General features: G+C 70.9%; 18 protein-coding genes. 5 read left to right on the top strand and 13 right to left on the bottom strand.

Going from position 1 to position 21,825, the window contains the following annotated elements:
* Positions 1–21: 21 nt before the first annotated feature.
* The 8 genes from MFF13_RS00225 to MFF13_RS00190 all read right to left on the bottom strand — a co-directional run bounded on the left by MFF13_RS00225 (position 22) and on the right by MFF13_RS00190 (position 10,416).
* A complete protein-coding gene (locus tag MFF13_RS00225; RefSeq protein WP_238270024.1) occupies positions 22–831 on the bottom strand; it encodes a putative hydro-lyase in 810 nt (269 codons plus the stop codon).
* Positions 832–967: 136 nt separating this feature from the next.
* Positions 968–1,885 (bottom strand): LysR family transcriptional regulator, encoded by a 918-nt coding sequence (locus MFF13_RS00220; RefSeq protein WP_238270021.1) that lies wholly within the window; start codon positions 1,883–1,885, stop codon positions 968–970.
* Positions 1,886–2,067: 182 nt separating this feature from the next.
* Positions 2,068–3,618, bottom strand: a complete 1,551-nt coding sequence (locus tag MFF13_RS00215; RefSeq protein WP_238270019.1) for a trypsin-like peptidase domain-containing protein — start codon at positions 3,616–3,618, stop codon at positions 2,068–2,070.
* Positions 3,619–3,762: 144 nt separating this feature from the next.
* A complete protein-coding gene (locus MFF13_RS00210) occupies positions 3,763–4,473 on the bottom strand; it encodes a DUF2459 domain-containing protein (protein WP_147828709.1) in 711 nt (236 codons plus the stop codon).
* Entirely contained in the window at positions 4,470–7,211 is a 2,742-nt protein-coding gene (locus MFF13_RS00205; protein ID WP_238270017.1) for a valine--tRNA ligase, read from the bottom strand. Before MFF13_RS00205 ends, MFF13_RS00210 begins: the two co-directional genes overlap by 4 nt.
* A gap of 92 nt (positions 7,212–7,303) precedes the next feature.
* Positions 7,304–7,900, bottom strand: coding sequence for a PopZ family protein (locus MFF13_RS00200; RefSeq protein ID WP_238270015.1), 597 nt, complete (start codon positions 7,898–7,900; stop codon positions 7,304–7,306).
* A gap of 184 nt (positions 7,901–8,084) precedes the next feature.
* The gene (locus MFF13_RS00195) at positions 8,085–9,575 is read right to left on the bottom strand and encodes a TolC family outer membrane protein (protein WP_238270013.1); all 1,491 of its coding nucleotides are present in this window, start codon (positions 9,573–9,575) and stop codon (positions 8,085–8,087) included.
* A gap of 184 nt (positions 9,576–9,759) precedes the next feature.
* A complete protein-coding gene (locus tag MFF13_RS00190; protein WP_147752306.1) occupies positions 9,760–10,416 on the bottom strand; it encodes a protein-L-isoaspartate O-methyltransferase family protein in 657 nt (218 codons plus the stop codon).
* A 367-nt stretch (positions 10,417–10,783) separates the two neighbouring features.
* On the opposite strand from MFF13_RS00190, the gene MFF13_RS00185 reads away from it, so the two are divergent.
* Entirely contained in the window at positions 10,784–11,989 is a 1,206-nt protein-coding gene (locus MFF13_RS00185; RefSeq protein WP_238270102.1) for a PQQ-dependent sugar dehydrogenase, read from the top strand.
* Positions 11,986–12,555: a c-type cytochrome gene (locus MFF13_RS00180; RefSeq protein ID WP_238270011.1), complete on the top strand. Its 570-nt coding sequence runs from the start codon at positions 11,986–11,988 to the stop codon at positions 12,553–12,555. Before MFF13_RS00185 ends, MFF13_RS00180 begins: the two co-directional genes overlap by 4 nt.
* A 42-nt stretch (positions 12,556–12,597) precedes the next feature.
* Here MFF13_RS00180 and MFF13_RS00175 read toward each other — a convergent pair whose 3' ends face one another.
* Together MFF13_RS00175 and MFF13_RS00170 are read right to left on the bottom strand one after the other, a co-directional pair.
* Positions 12,598–13,104, bottom strand: a complete 507-nt coding sequence (locus tag MFF13_RS00175) for a GNAT family N-acetyltransferase (RefSeq protein ID WP_238270009.1) — start codon at positions 13,102–13,104, stop codon at positions 12,598–12,600.
* A gap of 39 nt (positions 13,105–13,143) precedes the next feature.
* Positions 13,144–14,340: an MFS transporter gene (locus MFF13_RS00170; RefSeq protein ID WP_238270007.1), complete on the bottom strand. Its 1,197-nt coding sequence runs from the start codon at positions 14,338–14,340 to the stop codon at positions 13,144–13,146.
* A 104-nt stretch (positions 14,341–14,444) separates the two neighbouring features.
* Between MFF13_RS00170 and MFF13_RS00165 the strand changes: the two genes are divergently transcribed.
* Positions 14,445–15,215, top strand: a complete 771-nt coding sequence (locus MFF13_RS00165; protein WP_238270005.1) for an AraC family transcriptional regulator — start codon at positions 14,445–14,447, stop codon at positions 15,213–15,215.
* An 18-nt stretch (positions 15,216–15,233) separates the two neighbouring features.
* Positions 15,234–15,848, top strand: a complete 615-nt coding sequence (locus MFF13_RS00160; RefSeq protein ID WP_238270003.1) for an NIPSNAP family protein — start codon at positions 15,234–15,236, stop codon at positions 15,846–15,848.
* A 7-nt stretch (positions 15,849–15,855) separates the two neighbouring features.
* On the opposite strand, the gene MFF13_RS00155 is transcribed toward MFF13_RS00160, so the two are convergent.
* Genes MFF13_RS00155 through MFF13_RS00145 form a run of 3 tightly spaced genes read right to left on the bottom strand, consistent with a single transcriptional unit; the run spans position 15,856 to position 20,770 of the window.
* Positions 15,856–16,959 carry a microcin C ABC transporter permease YejB gene (locus tag MFF13_RS00155; protein ID WP_238270001.1) on the bottom strand — a complete coding sequence of 368 codons (1,104 nt, stop codon included), beginning with the start codon at positions 16,957–16,959 and terminating at the stop codon, positions 15,856–15,858.
* Between the two features lie 56 nt (positions 16,960–17,015).
* A complete protein-coding gene (locus MFF13_RS00150; protein ID WP_238269999.1) occupies positions 17,016–18,872 on the bottom strand; it encodes an extracellular solute-binding protein in 1,857 nt (618 codons plus the stop codon).
* Positions 18,869–20,770, bottom strand: coding sequence for an extracellular solute-binding protein (locus MFF13_RS00145; protein ID WP_238269997.1), 1,902 nt, complete (start codon positions 20,768–20,770; stop codon positions 18,869–18,871). Before MFF13_RS00145 ends, MFF13_RS00150 begins: the two co-directional genes overlap by 4 nt.
* A gap of 162 nt (positions 20,771–20,932) precedes the next feature.
* Here MFF13_RS00145 and MFF13_RS00140 point away from each other — a divergent pair, with 162 nt between their 5' ends.
* Positions 20,933–21,808, top strand: a complete 876-nt coding sequence (locus tag MFF13_RS00140; protein ID WP_238269995.1) for an alpha/beta fold hydrolase — start codon at positions 20,933–20,935, stop codon at positions 21,806–21,808.
* Positions 21,809–21,825: the final 17 nt, after the last annotated feature.

The following is a 21,825-nucleotide window of genomic DNA, read 5'->3' as shown; positions in this document are numbered from 1 at the left end:
TCCGCGAAGCCGGGTTTGGCCTCAGCGGTACGGCAGGTCCCGGTTCAAAAGGTCGGTGATCAGCATCAGGCCGGGGGCGTGGGTGATGCAAAGCGGCAGGCGCGCGGCCATCGCCACCGCCTGGGGCGTCACCCCGCAGGCCCAGAAGACCGGGATCTCGTCGGGCGCGATGTCGATCGCGTCGCCGAAATCCGGCTTGGCGATGTCGGCGATGCCGATCAGGCTCGGATCGCCGAGGTGGACGGGGGCGCCGTGCACGGCGGGCACCCGCGCCGTCACCTGCACCGCCTTGATCGCGTCGGCCGCCCGCATCGGCCGCATCGAGACCACGAGCGGTCCGTGGAACGGGCCGGCGGGCTGGGTCGGGATCGACGTCTTGTACATCGCGACGTTGCGCCCTTGCGCGACGTGGCGAAGGGGGATGCCGGCTTCGATCAGCGCCGACTCGAACGAGAACGAGCACCCGAGGACGAAGGTCACGAAGTCGTCGCGCCACAGGGGCGTCAGGTCGCCCACCTCGGCGACCTTCTCGCCGTGCTCGTAGACGACGTAGCCCGGCACGTCGGTAGCGAGGTCCAGGTCGGCGCCGAGCGCGGGGAGGTCGCGGGCGCCGGGCCGGGAGACGCCGAGCACCGGGCAGGGCTTCGGGTTCTGCTGGCAGAAGGTCTGGAAGTCCTGCGCCAGCGCCTGCGGCAGGATCATCAGGTTGCCCTGGACGTGGGCCGGAGCGAGGCCGGACGTGTGCCCGCGCCATTCCCCGTTTCGGATGGCGCGCCGGGCCGCGCGCGCATCCGCATAGGCGGCGGGGGAAGGGTGGAAATGCAGGGTCACCGCACGCCTCCTGGTCTCGACGCCCCGGGGGCGCGGGCCTCGACCCGATCGGGCCTGTGCCGTCTCGATAGGCAGGTTCGCACCGCGCTTCTTTCCGCGCCAATCGTCATTGCGAATGAGGCGCGATAACCTCGCCTTATCGGCCCGCGGCCCGATCCGCTTGTCGGCCCGCGGCCCAATCCGCGGCGACCTCCTGCGCGATGCGCGCGGCGTCGGCGACGAAGTGCGCGTCGGGGCGCTTGGCGAAGGTGGCGGTGAAGTTCAGGTCCGAAAGGGATTGCTCGGCGGGCAGGATCCGCAGCGCCCCGGCCGCCAGCTCGTCCCGGACGACGGCCGGCGGAATCACACAGATCCCCAGCCGCTCGATCCCCATCTTCACGATCGTCGCCAGCGACGCGCTGGTGTGGATCTGGCTGGGCAGCAGGTTCGCCCGAAGCACGAGGTCGCGCAGCTCGACGTAGGGGCCGGTGTTCCGGGGGTAGGTGATCAGGGGATGGCGGATCAGCGCCCCGAGGCTCAGGGCCCCATCCTCCGGCACCAGCCCCGGTGCGGCGATCCAGGCGACCGGGATGCTGAAGAGCGGCCGGTTGGCGAGGCTCGGCAGGGTGATCGGCCCGACGAGGAAGGCGAGGTCGATCTCGTTGGCGGCGAGCGCCGCCTGCATGTTCGGCGAGATGTCGACGGCGATGTCGACGCTGATCCCCGGCAGGGCCGCCCGCATCCGCTCGATGAACCGCGACAGCCAGAGGTGGACGATCGTTTCGGAGACGCCGAGCCGCAGCGTCCCCATCGTGCGGCCGGTTTCCGCCAGGGCCGCCCCCATCTCCACCTGGAGCGACAGGAACCGCTCGGCGAACCCGAACAGCACCCGCCCGCGCTCCGTCAGCGCGACGTCGCGGCTGCGGCGCTCGAACAGCGTGCCGTATTCGTGCTCCAGCGCGGCGATGCGCTGCGACACGGCGGGCTGGGTCGTGTTCACCTGCTCGCTCGCCCGGCGGAAGCTGGACAGCGTCGCGACCCAGTAGAAGACCTCGAGGCTCCGGAAATCGGCCATCTCGCGACAATCCGGTGCTGGTCCCAGCGCTCGTGCGCAGGCGAGGAACCAAGCATATCGCGCGCCGCCGGGGCGGGCGAGCCGAGATGTCTCTCGTGACGACGTGGAAACGGCGACGACGCAGGCACCGGCGGTGTGCCGATGCCTGCGTCGTCCTGTCGTCAGGACCTACCGAGGGCTGATCAGCCGTCGTTCTTGGTGAGCGAGATCGCCACGAAGCGGGTCACGCCCTTGCTGCTCTTCACCCGCATCAGCACCGCCTTGCGTCCGCTCGCCTCGGCCGTGCGGATCTGCTCGGCGACGTCGGAGGGGCGCGTCACGCTCTTGCCCGCGACGTCGAGGATGACGTCGCCCTGCTCGATGCCCTTGGCGGCCGCCGGCCCGTCCGGGTCGACCTGCACCACCGCGACGCCGCTGTCGGACAGGCCGACCTCGGAGGCCGGCGCCAAGCCGAGGCCGAGCCGCGGCTGGCCGCCGGACATCCCGGTGTCCAACGAGGCCACCTTCGACCCGTCGGTCGGGAGCGCGCCGAGCGTGATCGTCGCGTTGTCCGAATTGCCGCCGCGCAGGTAGGCGATCTCGACCTTCGCGCCGGGCTTCAGGCCGGCGATCTTGCGGGACAGCTCCTTCGCGTCGTTGATCGGGTTGCCGTTGACCGACTCGATCACGTCGCCGGACTTGAGGCCGGCCTTGGCCGCAGGGGTCCCGTCCTCGGCGTGGTCGATCAGGGCGCCCTTCGGCTTGGCCATGCCGAGACCCTCGGCGATGTCCTGCGTCACCGGCTGGACCTGCACGCCGAGATAGCCGCGGGCGACCTTGCCGTCGGTCTTGAGCTGGTCGACCACCGCCTGCACGGTCTCGGACGGGATGGCGAAGGCGAGGCCGACGCTGCCGCCCGACGGCGAGGCGATGGCGGTGTTCACGCCCACGACCTCGCCGTTGACGTTGAAGGTCGGGCCGCCGGAATTGCCCTTGTTGATCGGCGCGTCGATCTGCAGGAAGTCGTCGTAGGGGCCGGCGCCGATGTCACGGCCGCGGGCCGAGACGATGCCCGCGGTCACCGTGCCGCCGAGGCCGAACGGGTTGCCGATCGCCACCACCCAATCGCCGACCCGCGGGGCCGCCTTGCCGAACTGGACGTAGGGGTAGCTGCCGGAATCCTTGATCTTCAGGAGCGCGATGTCGGTCTTGGAATCCTTGCCGATCACCTTGGCGTCGAGCGTCCGGCCGTCGTCGAGGGTCACCTGCACGGTCTTGGCGTGGTCGACGACGTGATTGTTGGTGACGACGTACCCGTCGGCCGAGATGATGAAGCCGGAGCCGACCGCCCCGCGCGGGCCCTGGCGCTGCGGCTGCATGCCGGGCGGGCCGCCGTTCTGGCCGTTCTGGCCGAAGCGCTTGAAGAACTCGCGCAGCTGCGGCGGGACGTTCTGCAGGTTCTGGCCCTGCTGGTTGCCCGGGCCTTCCTCGTCGTCGCTGGAGACGGCGTCGTCGAGCTTCACCTTCACCGAGACGACGCCCGGCTTCACCTTGTCGACGATGTTGGCGAACGAGCCCGGCGGGTGCTCCGGCGCGGCGATCGGCGTCTGCGGCAGCGCCTGGGCGAAGGCCGGGGTGGCGGCGGGCAGGTAGCCGCTGCCGACGGCGCCGCCGGCGATGAGGGCGGCGGTCGCGACCGAGGCCAGGGCCCGGCGGCTGTACCGGGCGGAGGTGCGGGTCTGGGGAACGGACATGCGATAGGTCTCCAGGAGAAATCGTCTGCGCCGCCGGCGTCAGCGGGCGATGCGTTCGTTCTAGAGACCGGCGCCTCACCCGCCCGTGACCGGCGCATTACCGTTTCGACAGGTTCGCCGGTCCACCCTCGGCGGCCGCCGGCATCACGGAACCGCCGTCGCCCCGGAGCGCCATTCGAGGTCGAGGATGAGCCCGCCCGGCAGCGTCGCGATCACCGGCGCCACCGGCAGCCCGGCGGCGTTGACGAGCCCGGCGGTCCAGTGGTTGCAGACGTTCGTCCAGGAGAAGCGGCCCGCGCCCCTGTAGAACAGGCTCGGCCCGTAGAGGCCGGGGCCGACGTCGACCGGATGGCCGTCGACGCGGGCGAAGCTCGCCTCGAGCCGCGCGACGAGCCGCTCCAGGCCGGCGGCCGAGACCGGCACCGCCAGGATGTCGGCGCGGGGAAAGCTGATGCGCGGGTCCGCATCGAGGCCGACCACCTGGATCACCCCGTCGCTGCCGCCGGGCGTGAAAAGCGCATCGAGCGCCAGCCGCCAATCGAACTGCGCGAGCGTCGGCGTCGCGGCGTAGAACCGGGCCTCGCCCCAGCCGAATTCGAGGGTGGGATAGGCGCGGAACCGCACGGCGATGTCGCGCAAGGCCGGGCCGGCGCCGGGCCCGGTCAGCGCCGCGGTCGGCAGCGCGACGCCGCTGTGCCAACCGTGGCTGACCACGTAAATCACCTGCGCCGCCGCCTTTGGCGGATACAGCGCTCGGTCGCCCGGCCGCGCCGTGAGGATCACGGCGAGGACGAGCAGGGCGACGAGCGATCCGACGGCGCCGGCGAGCCCCTTCGCCAGCCGGCGCAGGATCAAGCGGCTTGGTCGCTCAACCGCGCCAGCGCCTCCTGGAGCTTGGCCAGCCGCTCGGCCTCGGCCTCGCGCCGCTCGCGGCTCTCCTCGATCACCTCCTCGGGGGCGCGCGCCACGAAGTCGGCGTTGCCGAGCTTGCCGTCGAGCTTCTTGATCTCGCCCTCGGCCTTGGCGGCCTCCTTCTTCAGGCGCGCCACCTCGGCGCCGAGGTCGACGATCCCTTCCAGCGGCAGCGCGGCGACGCTGCCGCGCACGAGGAGCTGCACCGCGTTCCGCGGGGCGGCGTCGGCGAAGCCGATCTCGGACAGGCGGGCGAGCCGCACCAGCGTGTCGTGCCAGGCGCCGACGCGCGCCCGCACGCCTGCGTCGGCGCCGACGATCACCAGCGGGACCTGGGCGCCCGCGGGCACCCCGGTCTCGGAGCGGGCCGAGCGCACCTCGGAGACGAGGTCGACGACGAAGCCGATCTCGGCCTCAGCCTCGGCATCCGCCAGCCCCGACAGGTCGGGCCAGGCCTGGAGCGTGAGCAGGCCGCGGTTGGCGATCGCCTCGCCCTTGATCGCCCACAGCTCCTCGGTGAGGAACGGCATGAACGGATGCAGGAGCTTGGCGATCTGGTCGATGATGAAGGCGATGGTGGCTTGCGTCTCCGCCTTCAGCCCGGCCTCGACGCCCTCGCCCTGCAGCACGGGCTTGGCGAGTTCGATCGTCCAGTCGCAGAAAATGTTCCAGACGAAGCGGTAGGCCCCGGCCGCCGCGTCGTTGAAGCGGTAGGCCTCCAGGGCTGCCGTGACCTCGGCGACCGCGCGCGCCGCCTCGCCGAGCGCCCAGCGGTTCAGCGGCTCCCGCACCGCCTTCGGGTCGAAGGCGGGATCGAGGGCGCAGCCGTTCATCTCGGCGAAGCGCGCGGCGTTCCAGAGCTTGGTCGCGAAGTTGCGGTAGCCCTCGACGCGGGCCGGGCTGAGCTTGATGTCCCGCCCCTGCGCGGCGAGCGCCGTCAGGGTGAAGCGCAAGGCGTCGGCGCCGTACTGCTCGATCAGCCCGAGCGGATCGACGACGTTGCCCTTCGACTTCGACATCTTGGCACCGGAGGCGTCGCGCACCAGCGTGTGCAGGTAGACCGTGTCGAACGGCACGTCGTCGGTGACGTGCAGGCCGAGCATCATCATCCGCGCGACCCAGAAGAACAGGATGTCCTTGCCGGTGACGAGCGTGTTGGTCGGGTAGTAGCGCGCGAGTTCCGCGGTCTTCTCCGGCCAGCCGAGCGTCGAGAACGGCCACAGGGCGGAGGAGAACCAGGTGTCGAGGACGTCCTCGTCGCGGACGAGATCGACCGCGCGGCCCTGCTTCTCCGCGGCCTGTGCCTGCGCCTCGGCCTCGGTGCCGGCGACGTAGACGCCGCCATCCGCATCGTACCAGACCGGGATCTGGTGCCCCCACCAGAGTTGGCGCGAGATGCACCACGGCTCGATGTTCTCGAGCCACTGGAAGAACGTCTTCTCCGAATTCTCTGGCACGAAGCGGGTGCGCCCGTCGCGCACCGCCTGCAGCGCGCGCTCGGCCAGCGGCTTCACGTTTACGTACCACTGGTCGGTGAGGTAGGGCTCGATCACCACGCCCGAGCGGTCGCCGTGCGGGACGGCATGGGTGTTGGCCTCGATCTCCCGAAGGCGCCCTGCCGCTTCCATCAGCGCGACCACGGCCTTGCGGGCCGCGAACCGGTCGAGGCCGTGGAGGGCCAGCGCCTCCGCATCCGGGTTCGCGTCGGCCAGGAAGTCGGCGTTGCCGTCGAGCGCGATCCGCGCCTCGCTGTCCAGGATGTTGATCGGGCGGCAGCCGTGGCGGCGGCCGACCTCGAAGTCGTTGAAGTCGTGCGCCGGGGTGATCTTGACCGCGCCGGTGCCCTTCTCCGGGTCCGAGTAGTCGTCGGCGACGATCGGGATCAGGCGGCCGACCAGCGGCAGGCGCACGTAGCTGCCGACGAGCGCGGTGTAGCGCTCGTCCTCCGGGTGGACCGCCACCGCCGTGTCGCCGAGCATCGTCTCGGGGCGCGTCGTCGCGACGGTGATGATCGCCCCGGTCTCGGCGCCGGCCTCGTCCACCACCGGATAGTCGAAGTGCCAGAGGTGGCCCTTCACCTCGACCTGCTGGACCTCGAGGTCTGAGATCGCGGTCTGGAACTTCGGGTCCCAGTTCACGAGGCGCTTGTCGCGGTAGATCAGCCCCTGGGCATGCAGGTCGACGAAGACCTTCGTGACCGCGCGGACCATCTGCTCGTCCGGCGCCCCGCGCTCGCCCATGGTGAAGCGCTCGCGCGACCAGTCGCAGGAGGCGCCGAGCCGCTTGAGCTGCGAGACGATGGCGCCGCCCGATTCCGCCTTCCAGGCCCAGACCTTGTCGAGGAAGGCCGCGCGGCCGATCTCGCGGCGGCCGGGCTCCTGCGCCTCCGCCATCCGGCGCTCGACCACCATCTGCGTGGCGATGCCGGCATGGTCCATGCCCGGCTGCCACAGCACGTCGCGGCCGCGCATCCGCTCGAAGCGGGCGAGGATGTCCTGCAGGGTGTTGTTCAGCGCGTGGCCGATATGCAGCGAGCCCGTGACGTTCGGCGGCGGGATGACGATGCAGTAGGGCTCGGCGCCGGCCCGGTCCGGGCGCCCGGCGCGGAAGGCGTCGGCGTGCGTCCACGCGGCGCTCGCGCGCGCCTCGGCGCCGGCCGGGTCGAAGGTCTTGTCCATCATGGGCGGGTGATCGCGGGTCCGTCTCGGAATTTCGAGCCCGCTTTCAACCCGTCACGGGCCTCCCGTCAACACGGCCCGTAACGGAGGTGCCGTCAGCGGCCGCGGGCGACCCGCTCGATCTCGACGCGCACCAGCCGCTCGACCATCACCGGCAGGTTGTCGTCGAGCCACGTCTTGAGCATCGGCTTCAGCATGTCCTGGACGAGGTCTTCCAGGCTGCGCGCGTTCTGGCTCGACACGGTGTTGGCGAGCAGGTTGAAGGCCTGGTTCACGCTGGCGCCGGCCGCCGAGGAGATCAGCGGCGCGGGCTCCGCCTCAGGTTCGGATTCATATGCCGGCTCCGGGCGGCGGGCGGTCTCGGGCGCGGCTGCACGCGGCGCGGGGGCCGGCTCGGGCTCGGGTTCCACCTCCAGCGCGTCGAAGTCGACCGCGTCGAAGTCCAAGGCCTCGAGTTCGAGCGGAGCGGGCTTCGCGGCCGGGCGCGGCGGTGGTGCCGGCTCGTCCATGTCGGCGAGGTCGAGCACGTCGTCGTTCTCGTGCGTGGGCGGCCGGACGGCGGCCGGCTCCGGCGGCTTCACGGCCTGGTCGTCGGCGATGATCCGGCGGATCGAGGCCAGGATCTCCTCCATGGAAGGCTCGTGCGCCTTCTCCGTCGCCTTGTCCTGGATCTTGGGGCTCGCTGCACTCATCCGGACGGCGCTCGAAAACGTGAGAGGAACGGAAAACACCTATCCGATGGAGTATTCCACGCCGCGCTCGCGCGACAAGCGCAGCGGAAGCACAGTCCTCGGGAAATCACGTCTCGGTCGCCGCATTCCGGTCGGCCGGGCCTGCCGGGCTCCCCGCAGGGGAACCCGCGCGATTCGCGTCGCCTCAGCGGCCGTCCGGCGAGCGCACGCCGTACCACAGGTCCTTGACCTGGTCGTAATGGACCTTGGCGCTGTAAGCGGCCACCGGCACCGCGGTGTAGCGTACCGTCAGGCGGCCGATCGCCTGGACTACGCCGTACGAGTAGATCACCCGGTCGCGTTGGGCGGTGATGAGGTTCACCCGGGCGTTGAGCAGTTCCTGCTGCGCGTTCAACACGTCGAGGGTCGTGCGCTGCCCGACGCGTGCCTCCTCGCGCACGCCGTTGAGGGCGACCTCGTTGGCCTGAACCTGGGCCTGGGCCGCGATCACCTGAGCCTTGGCCGCCTCCAGGCGGCCCCAGAAGTCCACAACCTGGGCGCGGACCTGGTCGCGGACGAGGTCGGCCTGGATGCGGGTCTGGCCGACGACCTCCTTCTGCTGGCGGATCTGCGCGTATTCCTGTCCGCCCTGGTAGAGCGGGATCGAGACGCGGCCGACGATCGACGCCGTGACGGCGTTGTAGCCGGGCAGTTGCTGGTCGAAGGCTTGTCGCACCGCGCCCTGCAAGCTCACCGTCGGATACAGGATGCCTTCCAGCACCTTCACCTGCGCCTCGGCCGCATCGACCGCGTGGAGGGCCGAGAGGATCTGCGGGTGCTCCTGCAGGCCGATGGCGATCGCCGAGTCAAGGTTCTTAGGAACGTAGCGGTCGAGGGGGCGACCGGGGGCGAGCTGGCGCGGCTCGACGCCGATGTTCTGGCGATACGTGCCGATGCTGGTGCGCAGGTTCGATTCCGCGACGCTGACCTGCGAGCGGGCGCCTGCGAGGCGCGCCTCGGCCTGGGCGACGTCGGTTCGTGTGACCTCGCCGACGTTGAAGCGGTCGCGGGTCTGGCGGAGCTGCTCTTCCAGCACCTCGACGTTGTTGCGGTTCAGCTCCAGGGTCGCGGTGTTGCTGAGCACGTTCATGTAGGAGGTGACGCCGCTGTACAGCACCGTCATCTCGGTGGAGCGGAGGCTCTCGCGCTGGCTGTAGACGTTCGACTCGGCGCGGCGGGTGTTGTTGTCGGTCTGGAACCCGTTGAACAGCGTCTGGTTGACAGTGACGCCGGCACCACTCGGTAGCGTCGTGAAGCGGGTCACCCCTGCACCGCCCGTGGCCACCGCTCCGGCGACCGCACCGGCGCCGGCGGCGGAGGCCGCGCCACTGCCCGACGTCCCGAACTTGCCCTCGAAATACTGTGCGCCGATATCTGCCTCGACGCTGACCGTCGGCCGGTATCCCGATTTGGCGATCGCGACGCCCTCGTCGGTGGCGCGGACGTTCGCGCGGCTGGAATTGAGCTGCGGGTTGCCGCCATAGGCCTTCGCGAGCGCCGATTCGAGCGTCTCGGACGCCGCCGGACCAGCCGCCAGCCCGGCTGCGACGGCGAAGCCGGCCAGCCGAAGCGCGGGGCGCGTCGCAGGTTTGCGTTGTGTCACGTCGATCAGCCCTTGCGGTTTCTCGAAGACCATCTCGTCCGTCTTGCGACGGATGCGGCGCTTGCACGCCGGCCCGGTCACGCCCGCCCTGGGGCGAACCTTAGCCTATTCGTTAAGACCTGGCCCAGGCCAACGGGCGGCCCGCCCCCAAATCGTTCCGACGTGGCGCATAAAAGCGACACCCCCGGCGCGCGACCGGGGTGCACCGACGCGCCGCTCAGAACGCGAAGCCGGCCTCTTCGCGGAACGCCGCGAGGCCCGGCAGGGCGGCGTCGAACAGCGGGCGGGCGCCGAACGCATCGCCGGCGCGGACGAACAGGGTCGCCTTCGCCGACTTGTCGCGTCCGAGCACGCAGACGAGGCGGCCCTCGTCCTTGAGCTGGTCGAGGAGCGCCTGCGGGCGGACCTCGACGCGGCCGTTGATCAGGATCGCGTCGTAGGGGCCGGCCTTGGGCTGGCCCTCGGTGAGCGGTCCTTCCGCCACCTCGACCTGCGTCCCGGCGAGCCGTGCCCGCGCCGCCTCGGCCAGGGCGGGATCGGCTTCGAGGGCCGTGACCCGGCCGCCGAGGCGCGCCATCAGGGCGGCGGCGTAGCCGTATCCGGTGCCGACATCGAGCACCCGCGTGCCGTTGCCGACGCGCAGCGCCTGGATCATCCGGGCGAGCAGCATCGAGGCCGGCATGTAGCGGACGTCGCCCTCGCTGCCGCCGAGCTTCAGATTCTGGTCGATGTAGGCGAAGGGCTCCGCCCCCGGCGGCACGAAATCCTCGCGCGGCACCGCGTCGAACGCGTCGAGCACCGTGATGTCGTTCACGTCGAAGGTCCGGAGCTGGCAATCGACCATCAGGCGTCGGGCCTGCGCGTAATCGAGCATGGAGACGGGTTCCTCGACGCGGTTCGATCGTTCCGGTTTCGCCGAGCGCCGGCTCGATGCCGCGCTCACGCTTCCGGATCAGCCGGTTTCTCGGGGATCGGATGCGAAAAGGCAAGATTGCGCCGGGCCGGCCTGCCGCGCGTGGGTGCGTTCGTCAGGGCATCCGCGCCGGCGGGTGACGGGGCGGGGCTGCTGTTTCCCGGTCGCGGCACCGGCCCTCGCTTTGGCGTGGCATGTTGTGAATAACGTATGCGATCACGAGCGGGAGCCGGCGCGGCGCGCCTTCATCCCGCCGAACCTGCATCCTGCCCAGCCTGGGAGACGCCGCGTGACACCCGTCCTGAGCCGAAGCCTCGCCGCCCTGGCGATGACCTGCCTCGCCCTGCAGGGCGCCGCGGCGCAGCAGCCGGCGAGCCCCGCCCCCGCCGCGCCCCCCGTCGACAAGGGCTCGGCGCTCTTCGGCCGGCCCGAGGGCGGGGACGCCGCCAAACTTGCACCGATCGCCGCGCCGCCGCTCGCCACCGCCCTGGCCAAGCTTCCCCTCGACAAGCTGATCGTGCCCGAGGGCTTCAAGGTCGAGGTCTACGCCAGCGGTCTCGCCAACGCCCGCTCGATGCGCCAGAGCCCGGACGGGACGCTGTTCGTCGGCACCCGCGCGGTCGGCAAGGTCTACGCGATCCCGGCGAAGGTCGGGCTGGACGGGAAGCGCCAGGTCAAGACCATCGCCACCGGCCTGCACCGGCCGAACGGCCTTGCGTTCCACGAAGGGTCGCTGTTCGTGGCCGAGCTCTCGAAGATCTGGCGCTACGACGGCATCGAGGCCCGCCTCGACGACGTGCCGAAGCCGGTGCTGGTCTACGACGACCTGCCCAAGGACGAAGCGCACGGCTGGAAGTTCATCGCCATCGGCCCCGACGACAAGCTCTACGTGCCGGTGGGATCGCCCGGCAACATCACGATGCCGCCCGACACCCATGCCCAGATCCGGCGGATGGACCTCGACGGCAAGAACGTCGAGGTGGTCGCCCGCGGCGTGCGCAACACCGTCGGCTTCGACTGGAACCCCACGACGAAGCAGCTCTGGTTCACCGACAACGGCCGCGACTGGGTCTCGGAGGACATCCCGAACGACGAGCTGAACGTGCTGACCGAGCCCGGCAAGCAGCATTTCGGCTTCCCGTACTGCCACCAGGGCACCTTCACCGACCCGGAATACGGCTGGGGCCATTCCTGCGCCGAGTTCACGGCGCCGGCGGCCCTGCTCGGCCCGCACACCGCCTCGCTCGGCCTGCGCTTCTACACCGGCGCGATGTTCCCGGCGGACTACAAGAACGCGATGTTCATCGCCCGGCACGGCTCGTGGAACCGTACGCGCAAGCTCGGCGGCGACGTGGTGGTGGCGCGGCTCGGACCCGACGGCAAGGTCGCCTCCGTCGAGCCGTTCCTTACCGGCTTCCTGCAGGACAACACGTATGTCGGCCGCCCGGTCGACGTGCTGGTCGCCCAGGACGGCGCGCTCCTGGTCTCGGACGACTACAACGGCGCGATCTACCGGGTCAGCGCCGCGAAATGATCCGATCGCTCACCCCCGCGCTCGCCCTCGCGACGCTCCTCCTCGGGGCGGCCTCGTCCGCTCCGTTGGGCGAACGCCTCGCACCCTGCCTCGCCTGCCACGGGGCGCAGGGCACCTCCGAGACCGAGGGCGTGCCCTCCCTCGGGGGCCAGCAGGCCGACTACGTCGTCACGCAGTTGTTCCAGTTCCGGGAGCGGCAGCGCGAGGCGGCGCCGATGAACGAGATGGCCGCCGGTCTCTCCGACGACGACCTGCGCGCCTTCGCCGATGCCCTGGCCGCTTTGCCCGCACCGGTCGCCGCGGGCGGGCCGCCCGATCCGGCGCTCGCCGCGCGGGCGCAGGCGCTCGTGTCCAAGCACCAGTGCAACTCCTGCCACGGGGCCGACCTCGCCGGACGCGACGCGCTCCCGCGCATCCGCGGCCAGCGCGAGGACTATCTCAAGGCGGCGCTCGCGGCGTATCGCTCGAACGCACGACCCGGCTACGATCCGGCGATGAACGAGGTCGCGCAGACGCTGAAGGACGACGAGATCGCCGACCTCGCCGCCTACATCGCGCGGCTCTGAGCCGACCTTCGGCGCGCTCGGCCCGTCAGCTCTTCCCGCCTGTCAGCTCCTACGGTCCGCCGCGACCGGCCCCTGCGCGGTGGCGAGGAAATCGGGCTTCAGTTCCAGGGCGAGGAAGCGGGCCGGGTCGACCGGGCCCGGGAGGACCAGCTGCCCGGCCGGCACGGGGCGGAAGCCGAAGCGGGCGTAGAACGGCGCGTCGCCGACGAGGATCACGAGGCTCTCGCCGGCCTCCGCCGCCGCAGTCAGGCTCGCCCGCATCAGCGACGTGCCGACGCCGCGGCCCGAGAAGCTCGGGTCGACGGCCAGCGGCCCGAGCGCCAGGAAGCCGCCGCCGCCGGCCGTCACCGGCGCCATCCGCACCGAGCCGACGAGGAAGCTGCCGACGGACGCCGTGACGCTGAGGTCGGCCCGATGCGTCGCGCCCTCGCGGAGCCGGAAGGCGGTGCGCGCGTAGCGCCCCGGCCCGAACGCGCGGGCGTGCAGCCGCTCGATCGCGTGGTGATCGTCGGGCGTCTCGGGGCGGATGACGAGGGAGAGGGCTTGCACGGTCTCCGCCGTAACAGGTTTCGCGCCGCGCCGCAGCCGCTACTCGGCGGCGGCGAGGACCGGCCGCGCGTCGCCCCGCACCAGCCGGTAGAAGCCGAAGGCGGCGACCCAGATCAGCGCGCCGAAGGCCGCCGCCATCCCGAGCACGAGGGGGAAGCCGCCGCGATCGTGCAGGAGGGCGATGGCCGGGACCACGAAGCCGCTCGCGGTGAAGCCCACGAAGTAGCGCAGGCTGTAGGCCTTCGCGCGCTGGTGCGCCGGGACGTAGCGGGCGATCATCGCGTCGTTGATGACGACCTGCCCGTAGATCGCGGCGATCGCCAGCACCAGTCCGAGCAGCAGCAGCGGACCCGTGGTCGCCGCAGCGATCCCGAGGCCGACCGGCTGCAGCACCGAGAGGCCGAGGAACAGGCTCGGCAGGCCGAAGCGGTCGACGAGGCGGCCCATCAGCAGCTGGGTCATCGCGCCGAACACGAACACGGCGGTGGCGATCGAGCCGATCGAGGTGAGCGACAGGGCCTGCCCGACGCCCTCGTCGATCACCTTCGGCAGCGAGATCGTGGTGACGTTGAACGTGATGCCGCCGGCGAAGATCGCCACGCCGAACATCGCCAGCAGGGCCATCGGGCGCGTCACCGGGATGACGCCCGCCGCGCCGGCCTTGCGCGCCTCGCCGTCGCCGTCGCCCGGCACCATCGCGACGAAGGCCGCGCCGCAGGCGAGGCACACGAGGCCCGGCACCACGAAGGCGGCCTGCCAGCCCAGCGTCGTCGCGAGCAGCGCGGTCGCCCCTGAGGCCGACGCCGCGCCGAAATTGCCCCAGACCCCGTTGATGCCGAGGTCGCGCCCGAGCCGCCTTGCATGGGTCACGAGCATGCTGGAGCCGACCGGGTGGTAGATCGCCGAGGCGAGGCCGAGCACGCAGAGCCAGACCGCGAAGGCGGTGGTGCTCGTTGCGCTCGCGACCCCGAGGCATGACAGGCCGTAGGCGAAGAAGAACACGGCGAGCATGTTGCGCCGGCCGAAGCGGTCGGCGAGCGAGCCCATCGGCAGCGAGCACAGGCCGAAGGCGACGAAGGCGCCGGTGGCGAGCCCGATCAGCTCGCCGTAGCCGAGGCCCGTCTGGCTCGCGATGGCGATCACCGCGGTCGGGTAGATCAGCAGCACGAAGTGGTCGAGGGCGTGCGCGACGTTGACGAAGCGCAGGGTGCGGCTGGAGAGGTCTTCCGGGCTCATCGCGGCATGTCCTTCGGGATCGTCGCTCGATATCCTGACCCGATGGACGGCGTCGGGCCGCAGATGTACGCTACCGGGCCATTTTGCGAGGGTGCGCGGTGCCGTTGCGATCGACCGACGCCGCCGACTACCAGACCGTGCCTCGCGCGGTCGCGGTGATGCCGAAAACCTTCGCCGCGGCGAGTCGGACCGACCGGCACTTCCACCCGCGTGCGCAGCTGCTCTACGCCACCGCCGGGCTGATGATGGCGTCGGCCGACGACGGCACCTGGGTCGTGCCGGAGGGGCACGCGCTGCTGATCCCGCCGCGCCTGCCGCATGCGGTGGCGATGCACGGGGCGGTGGCGATGTGCTCGGCCTACCTCGATCCGCGCGCCTTCGCCGCCGTCCCGGAACGCTGCCGGGTGATCGCGGTCTCGCCGCTGCTGGCCGCGGCTTTGGCGGCGCTGGCCGAGGAGCCGGTGCTGTACGACGAGGCGGGCCGCGGCGGGCATCTCGCCGCCCTGGTGCTCGACGAGGTCGGCCACGCGCCCGAGACGCCGCTGGCCCTGCCGCTCCCGCGCGACCCGCGCCTGCGCCGGGTCTGCCTCGGGCTGATCGCCGACCCGGCCTGCGCCGAAGACCTCGACGCCTGGGCGGAGCGGGCCGGGGCGAGCCGGCGCACGCTGACCCGCGGCTTCCGCCGCGAGACCGGCCTCAGTTTCGGCGACTGGCGGGCGCGGGCGCGGGTGATCCGCGCGCTGGCGCTCACCGCCGACGGCCGCCCGGCCGGGCACGTGGCGGCGGCGGTGGGGTATCGCAGCCGCCACGCCCTGCGCGCGACGGTGTGCCGGGTGCTGGGCGCGGACGGCCCGCGGCCCCATAATCCCGGCTGACCGACCGGAGGCTTGAAGATGCTCTACGAACTCGCCGCGCTCTCGTGCCCCCTGAACGCGCTCGATCGAGCCTCCGAGGGGGCGGCCGCCTGGGTCGGCGCGCCCGAGGCCGGCGGCACGCTGCTCGGGAGCTGGCGCACGGAGATCGGGATGCTCGGCCGGATCCTGATCCTGCGCGGCTTCGAGGCGCCCGAGGACGTGAGCGCCGAGCGCCGCCGCGCCCTGACCAGCGCGAACCCGTTCCATGCCGGTGCCGTCGTCAGCGCCTTGGAGATGGATAGCTATGCGGCCTTCCCGTTCCTGCCGCCGGTGCGGACCGGAGCGCGCGGCGCCGTCTACGAGTTCCGCACCTACCGTCTGAAGCCCGGCGGCCTGCTGCCCACGCTGGACGCCTGGGAGGCCGCGGTCCCGCCGGCCAAGCCCTACACGGACCACCTCGTGATCAACATGTACGCCCTCGACGGCGCACCGCGGATCACCCACGTCTGGGGCTTCCCCAGCCTGGAGGAGCGGGCGTCCCTTCGCCGGGCGGCGCAGGGCTCCGGGCACTGGCCGCCGAAGGGCGGCCCCGACCACATCGCCGAGGCCGTCTCCAGCATCGGGCTGCCCGAGGCTTGGTCGCCGCTGACGTGAGGACAGCTCAGGTGGCGCGGGCGGAAAAGTCGATGCGCGGGTCGATCCAGACGTAGATCAGGTCGGAGAGCAGGTTCACCGCGAGCCCGAGCAGCGAGAAGATGTACAGGGTCGCGAACACCACCGGGTAGTCGCGCCCGACGATCGCCCGGAACGAGAGCTCGCCGAGGCCGTCGAGCGAAAAGATCGTCTCGATCAGCAGCGAGCCGGTGAAGAAGGCCGAGATGAAGGCGCCGGGAAAGCCCGCGATCACGATCAGCATCGCGTTGCGGAAGACGTGGCCGTAGAGCACGCGTCGCTCGGAATTGCCCTTCATCCGCGCGGTGAGCACGTATTGCTTGCGGATCTCGTCGAGGAACGAGTTCTTGGTGAGCAGGGTCGAGGTCGCGAAGGCGCCGATCACCAGCGCGGTCAGCGGCAGCACCATGTGCCAGGCGTAGTCGGTGACCTTGTGCCAAGTCGTGAACGTCTCCCAGCCTTCGCTGGTCAGGCCGCGCAAGGGGAACCACTGGAAGAACGACCCGCCGGAGAACAGGATGATCAGCATCAGCCCGAACATGAACCCGGGCACCGAGTAGCCGACGATCACGACGAACGAGGTCCAGCGGTCGAAGCGCGCCCCGTCCGAGACCGCCTTGCGGATGCCGAGCGGGATCGAGATCGCGTAGGACAGCAGCGTCATCCACAGCCCCAGCGAGATCGAGACCGGCAACCGCTCCCTGATCAGCTCGACGACGGTGACGTCGCGAAAGTAGCTGCGCCCGAAATCGAAGCGGACGTAGTCCCAGAGCATCTTGGCGAAGCGCTCGGGCGCCGGCTTGTCGAAGCCGAACTGCTTCTCGAGCTTGGCGATGAAATCGGGGCTCAGCCCCTGCGCGCCGCGGTAGCGCGAGCTCGCCTCGCCGCCGGAGGCCGGCCGGCTCGCGCTGCCCAGGTCGCCGGTGCCGCCGGTGACCCGCGAGAGCGTGCCGTCGCCCTGCCCCTGCATCTGCGCGAGCACCCGCTCCACCGGCCCGCCGGGGGCGAACTGCACGATGGTGAAGGTGATCAGCATGATCCCGAACAGGGTCGGGATCATCAGGCCGATGCGGCGCAGGACATAGCCGAGCAAGGAAGGGTTCTCCTGTGTCGCCGAAGGCCGGGCCTCGACGGTCTTGGCGCCTCGGTTCAGTCCCGGCCGATGCGCCGGGCCTTGTCGGCGTCGAACCACCACACCGCCGGCGCGCCGAGATCGTATTTCGGCCCCTCCGCGGGGTGGCCGTAGACGTCCCAGAGCGCGAGCCGGTGCGTGCCGGCATACCACATCGGCACCCAGTAGCGCCCGGCGCGTAGGACTCGGTCGAGCGCCCGGCAGGCGGCGTCCAGCGCCTCGCGCGATGTTGCGTCGGCGATCGCGGTGAGCAGCACGTCGATCGCCGGGTCGGCGATGCCCGACAGGTTGTTGGAGCCGGGCGTCGCGGCCGAGCGCGACCCGTAGGTCTCGCGCAGCTCCGCGCCCGGGGTCATGCCGCTGGCATAGCGCCGCGAGGTGATGTCGAAGTCGAAGTCCTTGAGGCGCGACTGGTACTGCGAGGCGTCGACGGTGCGGATCGTCGCCCGGATGCCGAGCAGGCCGAGGTTGCGGATGAAGGGGTGGGTGTGTGGCTCCAGCGCCGGGCTCGAATCGAGGAATTCGATCGTGAACGGCTTGCCGCCGGGCAGCGTGAGCAGGCCGCCGTCGCGGGTGCAGCCGGCCTCGCGCAGCAGCGCGTCGGCGCGCTTGAGCAGCGCACGGTCCTGCCCCGACCCGTCCGAGGTCGGCGGCGTCCACGGCTCGCCGAACACCTCCGCCGCCAGGTCGTTCCGCAGGGACCCGAGCAGTGCCAACTCCGCGGGCGAGGGCGTGCCGATCGCCTTCAGGATCGAGTTCTCGAAGAACGAGGCCGTGCGCACGTAGGCGCCGAACATGATGTTCTTGTTCGTCCATTCGAAGTCGAAGCACAGGCCGATCGCCTCGCGCACCCGCGGGTCGCGGAAGGCTGGCCGCCGCGTGTTCATCCACCAGCCCTGCGTGCCCGAGGGCCGGGCATCCGGCACGGTAGTGCGCACGACCCGGCCTTCGTTCGCCGCCGGGAAGTCGTAGCCGGTGGCCCAGACCCGCGCGGTAAACTCCTCGCGGAAGGTGAAGGCGCCGCCCTTGAACGCTTCGAAGGCGACGTTGCGGTCGCGGAAATACTCGTAGCGGATCGCGTCGAAGTTGTTCTGCCCGACCATCGTCGGCAGCTCCGCGGCCCAATAGTCGCGGACCCGCTCGAACTCGATCGATCGCCCGACGTCGACGCGCCCCACCTGATACGGGCCGGAGCCGAGCGGCGGCTCCAGGGTGGAGGCCGAGAAGTCGCGTTTTCCGTAGTAGGCCGCGGAGAAGATCGGCAGTTGCGCGATCGTGAGCGGGAGGTCGCGGGCGCGGCCGGGTGCGAAGGTGATCACCACCGTCGCGTCGTCGGGCGCCGTCGCATCGCGCATGGCGCGGATCACCTCGGAAATCTCGGGGTGGCCCTTCTCGCGCAGCAGCTTGAGGCTGAACGCCACGTCCTTCGCCGTCAGCTTCGAGCCGTCGTGGAAGCGCGCCTGCGGCCGCAGGGTGAAGGTGTAGGTCAGCCCGTCGTCGGACACCGCCACCGACCGCGCGACGAGACCGTAGAGCGCGTCCGGCTCGTCCAGCGCCCGCACCATCAGGCTGTCGAAGGTGAGGTTCATGCCGGCGGCCCCCTCCCCCTGCAGCACGTAGGCGTTCAGGGTGTTGAAGGTGTCGGCCGCCTGGTTGCCGAAGGTCTGGCTCAGCTGCGACGAGAACCGCCCGCCCCGCGGCGCCATCGGGTTCACGTAGTCGAAGCGCTGGAAGTCCTTCGGGTACTTCAGCTCGCCGAAGCTCGACATCCCGTGCGATGCCGCGGTTTGGGCGACCGCGCCGCGCGGCAGAGCCGCGGCGACGCCGAGCGCGCCCGCCCCGAGGACGAGCGAACGGCGGGAGACCCGGCTCAACGCGGCGCCCCGGTCTTGGCGGCCGCCGCCTCGTCGTACCACCACGTCGTCGGGAAGCCGGACGAGCCGTAGAGCGGCAGGACGGCCGGATGCGCGAACCGGTTCCAGCGCAGGGTCCGCGAGACGTTCGAGGCCCATTGCGGCACGACGAAGTCGTGGGACAGCAGCACCCGGTCCAGTGCATGGGTCGCCGCCAGCACGCCGGGCCTGTCTTTGGCAAAGATCACCTTCTCGATCAGCGCGTCGATCGCGGGATCCTTGATACCGATGAGGTTGCGCGAGCCGGGCTTGTCGGCAGATGCCGAGCCCCAGTACTCGCGCTGCTCGTTGCCCGGCGAGAGCGATTCCGGCCAGGAGCCGGTGGTGACGTCGAAGTCGAAGTTGCGCAGCCGGTTCTGGTACTGCGCCTGGTCGATCACCCGCAGCGAGGTGCCGACGCCGATGAGCTTGAGCTGCGCCGAGAACGGCAGGATCACCCGCTCGAAGGTGTTCTGGAACTCCAGGAATTCGACGGTGAGCGGCTCGCCCGTCGCCTTGTTCACCATGCGCCCGTCGCGCTGCTCGTAGCCGGCCTCGCGCAGCAGGCGCACGGCCTCGCGCAGGTTCGTGCGCACGGCCTCCGGCGTCTCGCTCACGGGGTTCTTGTAGGGCGTGGTGAAGACGGACGGCGGCACCTTGTCCTTCACCGTGTCGAGCAGCGCCTTCTCCTCGCCCTCGGGCAGGCCGGAGGCGGCGAGCTCGGAGCCGTAGAAGTACGAGTCGATGCGCTTATACAAGCCGTAGAACAGCGCCCGGTTCATCTCCTCGAAGTTCATCGCAAGGTTGAAGGCGCGCCGCACGCGCGGGTTCTTGAACTTGTCCTTGCGGGTGTTGAAGATGAACGCCTGCATGTTGCCGTTGCCGCGGTCGGGGAAGGCCTCCTTGATCAGGCGGCCGTCCTTCACCGCGGGGAAGTCGTCGTAGGCGGTGGCCCAGTTGCGGGCGATGTTCTCGGCGCGGAAGTCGTAGAGGTCGCCCTTCAGCGCCTCGACCAGCACCGTCCCGTCGCGAAAATACTCGTAGCGCTGGGTGCCGAAGTTGTTGCGCCCGGCATTCACCGCCAGGTCCTTGCCCCAGTAGTCGGCGACGCGGACATAGGTCGCCGAGCGGCCGGGATCGAATTTATCCAGCTTGTACGGGCCCGATCCCAGCGGCGGCTCCAGCGTCGTCTCGGCGACGTTGCGCTGGCGGCCTTGTGCGTCCTTGCCCGTCCACCAGTGCTTGGGCAGCACGGGGAGCTGCCCGATCACCTGCGGCAGCTCGCGGTTGCCGGTCTCGGTGAAGGTGAAGGTCACCTCGCGCGGGCCGGCGGCTTCCGCCTTCGCCACGGTCTGGTAGTAGGCGGCGTAGCGCGGGCTGTTCGCCTTGAAGGTCTCGAACGACCAGACCACGTCCTCGGGGGTGATCGCGACGCCGTCGTGCCACTTCGCGTTCTCGCGCAGGCGGTAGGTCACCGAGCCGAGGTCGGGCGCGACCCGAAGCGCCTCGGCCAGCAGGCCGTAGGAGGTGAAGGGCTCGTCGAGCGATTCGGTGGTGAGCGTGTCGTAGAGCAGCGCGATCCCGCCTTCGAGGTCGCCCTTCAGGCCCGAGACCACGAGGTTGAAGTTGTCGAACCCGCCCTGCGCCCCGAGGCGCACGAGGCCGCCCTTGGGGGCGCCTGGGTCGGCGTAGTCGAAATGCTTGAAGTCCGGGCCGTATTTCGGCTGCCCCATCAGCGTCACCGCGTGGACCCAGCCGGCGCCGGCCGCCGGGGGCGCCGGCTCGGATTGCGCGCCCGCGGGGCCTGCGATGCACGAGAGCGTCAGGGCGGCGGCCAAGGTGGCGGCGAAGAAACGTCCGATCACGGGATGCGCTGTCACGAGGGGGCGGTCTCCGGTCCGTCGGCCCGTCGCCGGGCCATCCCCGCCTGCTTAGGACGGACCGCGCTGCCACGCCAACCCGGCGCGTCCGCGCAGACCCCGCCGCGCCGGCGACAACCCTGCGGCCCGCCGCGCGTTGGGGCCGACAGCACAGGAAGACCGATGCCGACGATCCGCCACGACACCCTCCCATTGAACGGCCTCGACCTGCACGTCGCGCAGGTGGGCAGCGGGCCGCCGCTGCTGCTGCTTCACGGTTGGCCGGAATTCTGGCTGACCTGGGAGCCGGTGATGACGCGGCTTTCCGAGCGCTTCACCTGCATCGCGCCGGACCTCCGCGGCTTCGGCCGGACCGGCAAGCCCGATGCCGGCCCCAACGACAAGGTCGGCCCCAAGGCCCACGTGCAGGACATGCTCGCGCTCCTCGACGCCCTCGGACTCGATCGCGTCGGCGTGGTCTCGCACGACGTCGGCGCCTACGTCGCGCAGGGGCTGGCGCACGCCGCGCCCGAGCGGCTGGAGGGCCTGTTCTTCTTCGACTGCCCGTATGGCGGCATCGGTCCGCGCCTGGGCGCGCCCGAGAACCTGCGCGAGATCTGGTACCAGTCCTTCCACCTGATGCCCTACGCGGCCGAGCTCGTCGGCTCGTCGCGGGAGGCGTGCAAGACCTACGTCGGCGGCATCCTGCGGCACTGGTCGGGTCCGAACCCGCACGCCTTCGACGACGTGATCGAGGATTTCGTCGACAACTTCCTCCAGCCCGGCAACCTGCAGGGCGGGTTCGACTGGTATCTCAGCCAGAACGCGGGCCGGATCGCGATGATCCGCGGCGAGGCGCCTGTGCCGAAACCCATCGCGGTGCCGACCTGCATCCGCTGGGGCGATTCCTCGCCGCTCTTTCCCTACGCCTGGACCGACCGCCTGCCGGAATACTTTTCCAACCTCGACCTTGCGCCGTTTCCAGGCGCCGCGCACTTCCCGCACCGCGAGAAGCCGGATGCGGCGGCGGCCGAGATCGCGCGGTTCTTCTCTCGCTGACCGAAACCCACGCACCG

The sequence above is a fragment of the Methylobacterium cerastii genome (assembly GCF_022179125.1).
Classification (GTDB): domain Bacteria; phylum Pseudomonadota; class Alphaproteobacteria; order Rhizobiales; family Beijerinckiaceae; genus Methylobacterium; species Methylobacterium cerastii.
This window is presented reverse-complemented; position numbering and strand designations above follow the sequence as displayed.

Coding starts and splice junctions, on each gene's coding strand:
- MFF13_RS00195 (WP_238270013.1), bottom strand. CDS start 9,575: ATGGTCTTCGAGAAACCGCAAGGGCTGATCGACGTGACACAACGCAAA.
- MFF13_RS00180 (WP_238270011.1), top strand. CDS start 11,986: ATGATCCGATCGCTCACCCCCGCGCTCGCCCTCGCGACGCTCCTCCTC.
- MFF13_RS00200 (WP_238270015.1), bottom strand. CDS start 7,900: ATGAGTGCAGCGAGCCCCAAGATCCAGGACAAGGCGACGGAGAAGGCG.
- MFF13_RS00220 (WP_238270021.1), bottom strand. CDS start 1,885: ATGGCCGATTTCCGGAGCCTCGAGGTCTTCTACTGGGTCGCGACGCTG.
- MFF13_RS00140 (WP_238269995.1), top strand. CDS start 20,933: ATGCCGACGATCCGCCACGACACCCTCCCATTGAACGGCCTCGACCTG.
- MFF13_RS00160 (WP_238270003.1), top strand. CDS start 15,234: ATGCTCTACGAACTCGCCGCGCTCTCGTGCCCCCTGAACGCGCTCGAT.
- MFF13_RS00205 (WP_238270017.1), bottom strand. CDS start 7,211: ATGATGGACAAGACCTTCGACCCGGCCGGCGCCGAGGCGCGCGCGAGC.
- MFF13_RS00170 (WP_238270007.1), bottom strand. CDS start 14,340: ATGAGCCCGGAAGACCTCTCCAGCCGCACCCTGCGCTTCGTCAACGTC.
- MFF13_RS00185 (WP_238270102.1), top strand. CDS start 10,784: ATGACCTGCCTCGCCCTGCAGGGCGCCGCGGCGCAGCAGCCGGCGAGC.
- MFF13_RS00190 (WP_147752306.1), bottom strand. CDS start 10,416: ATGCTCGATTACGCGCAGGCCCGACGCCTGATGGTCGATTGCCAGCTC.
- MFF13_RS00215 (WP_238270019.1), bottom strand. CDS start 3,618: ATGTCCGTTCCCCAGACCCGCACCTCCGCCCGGTACAGCCGCCGGGCC.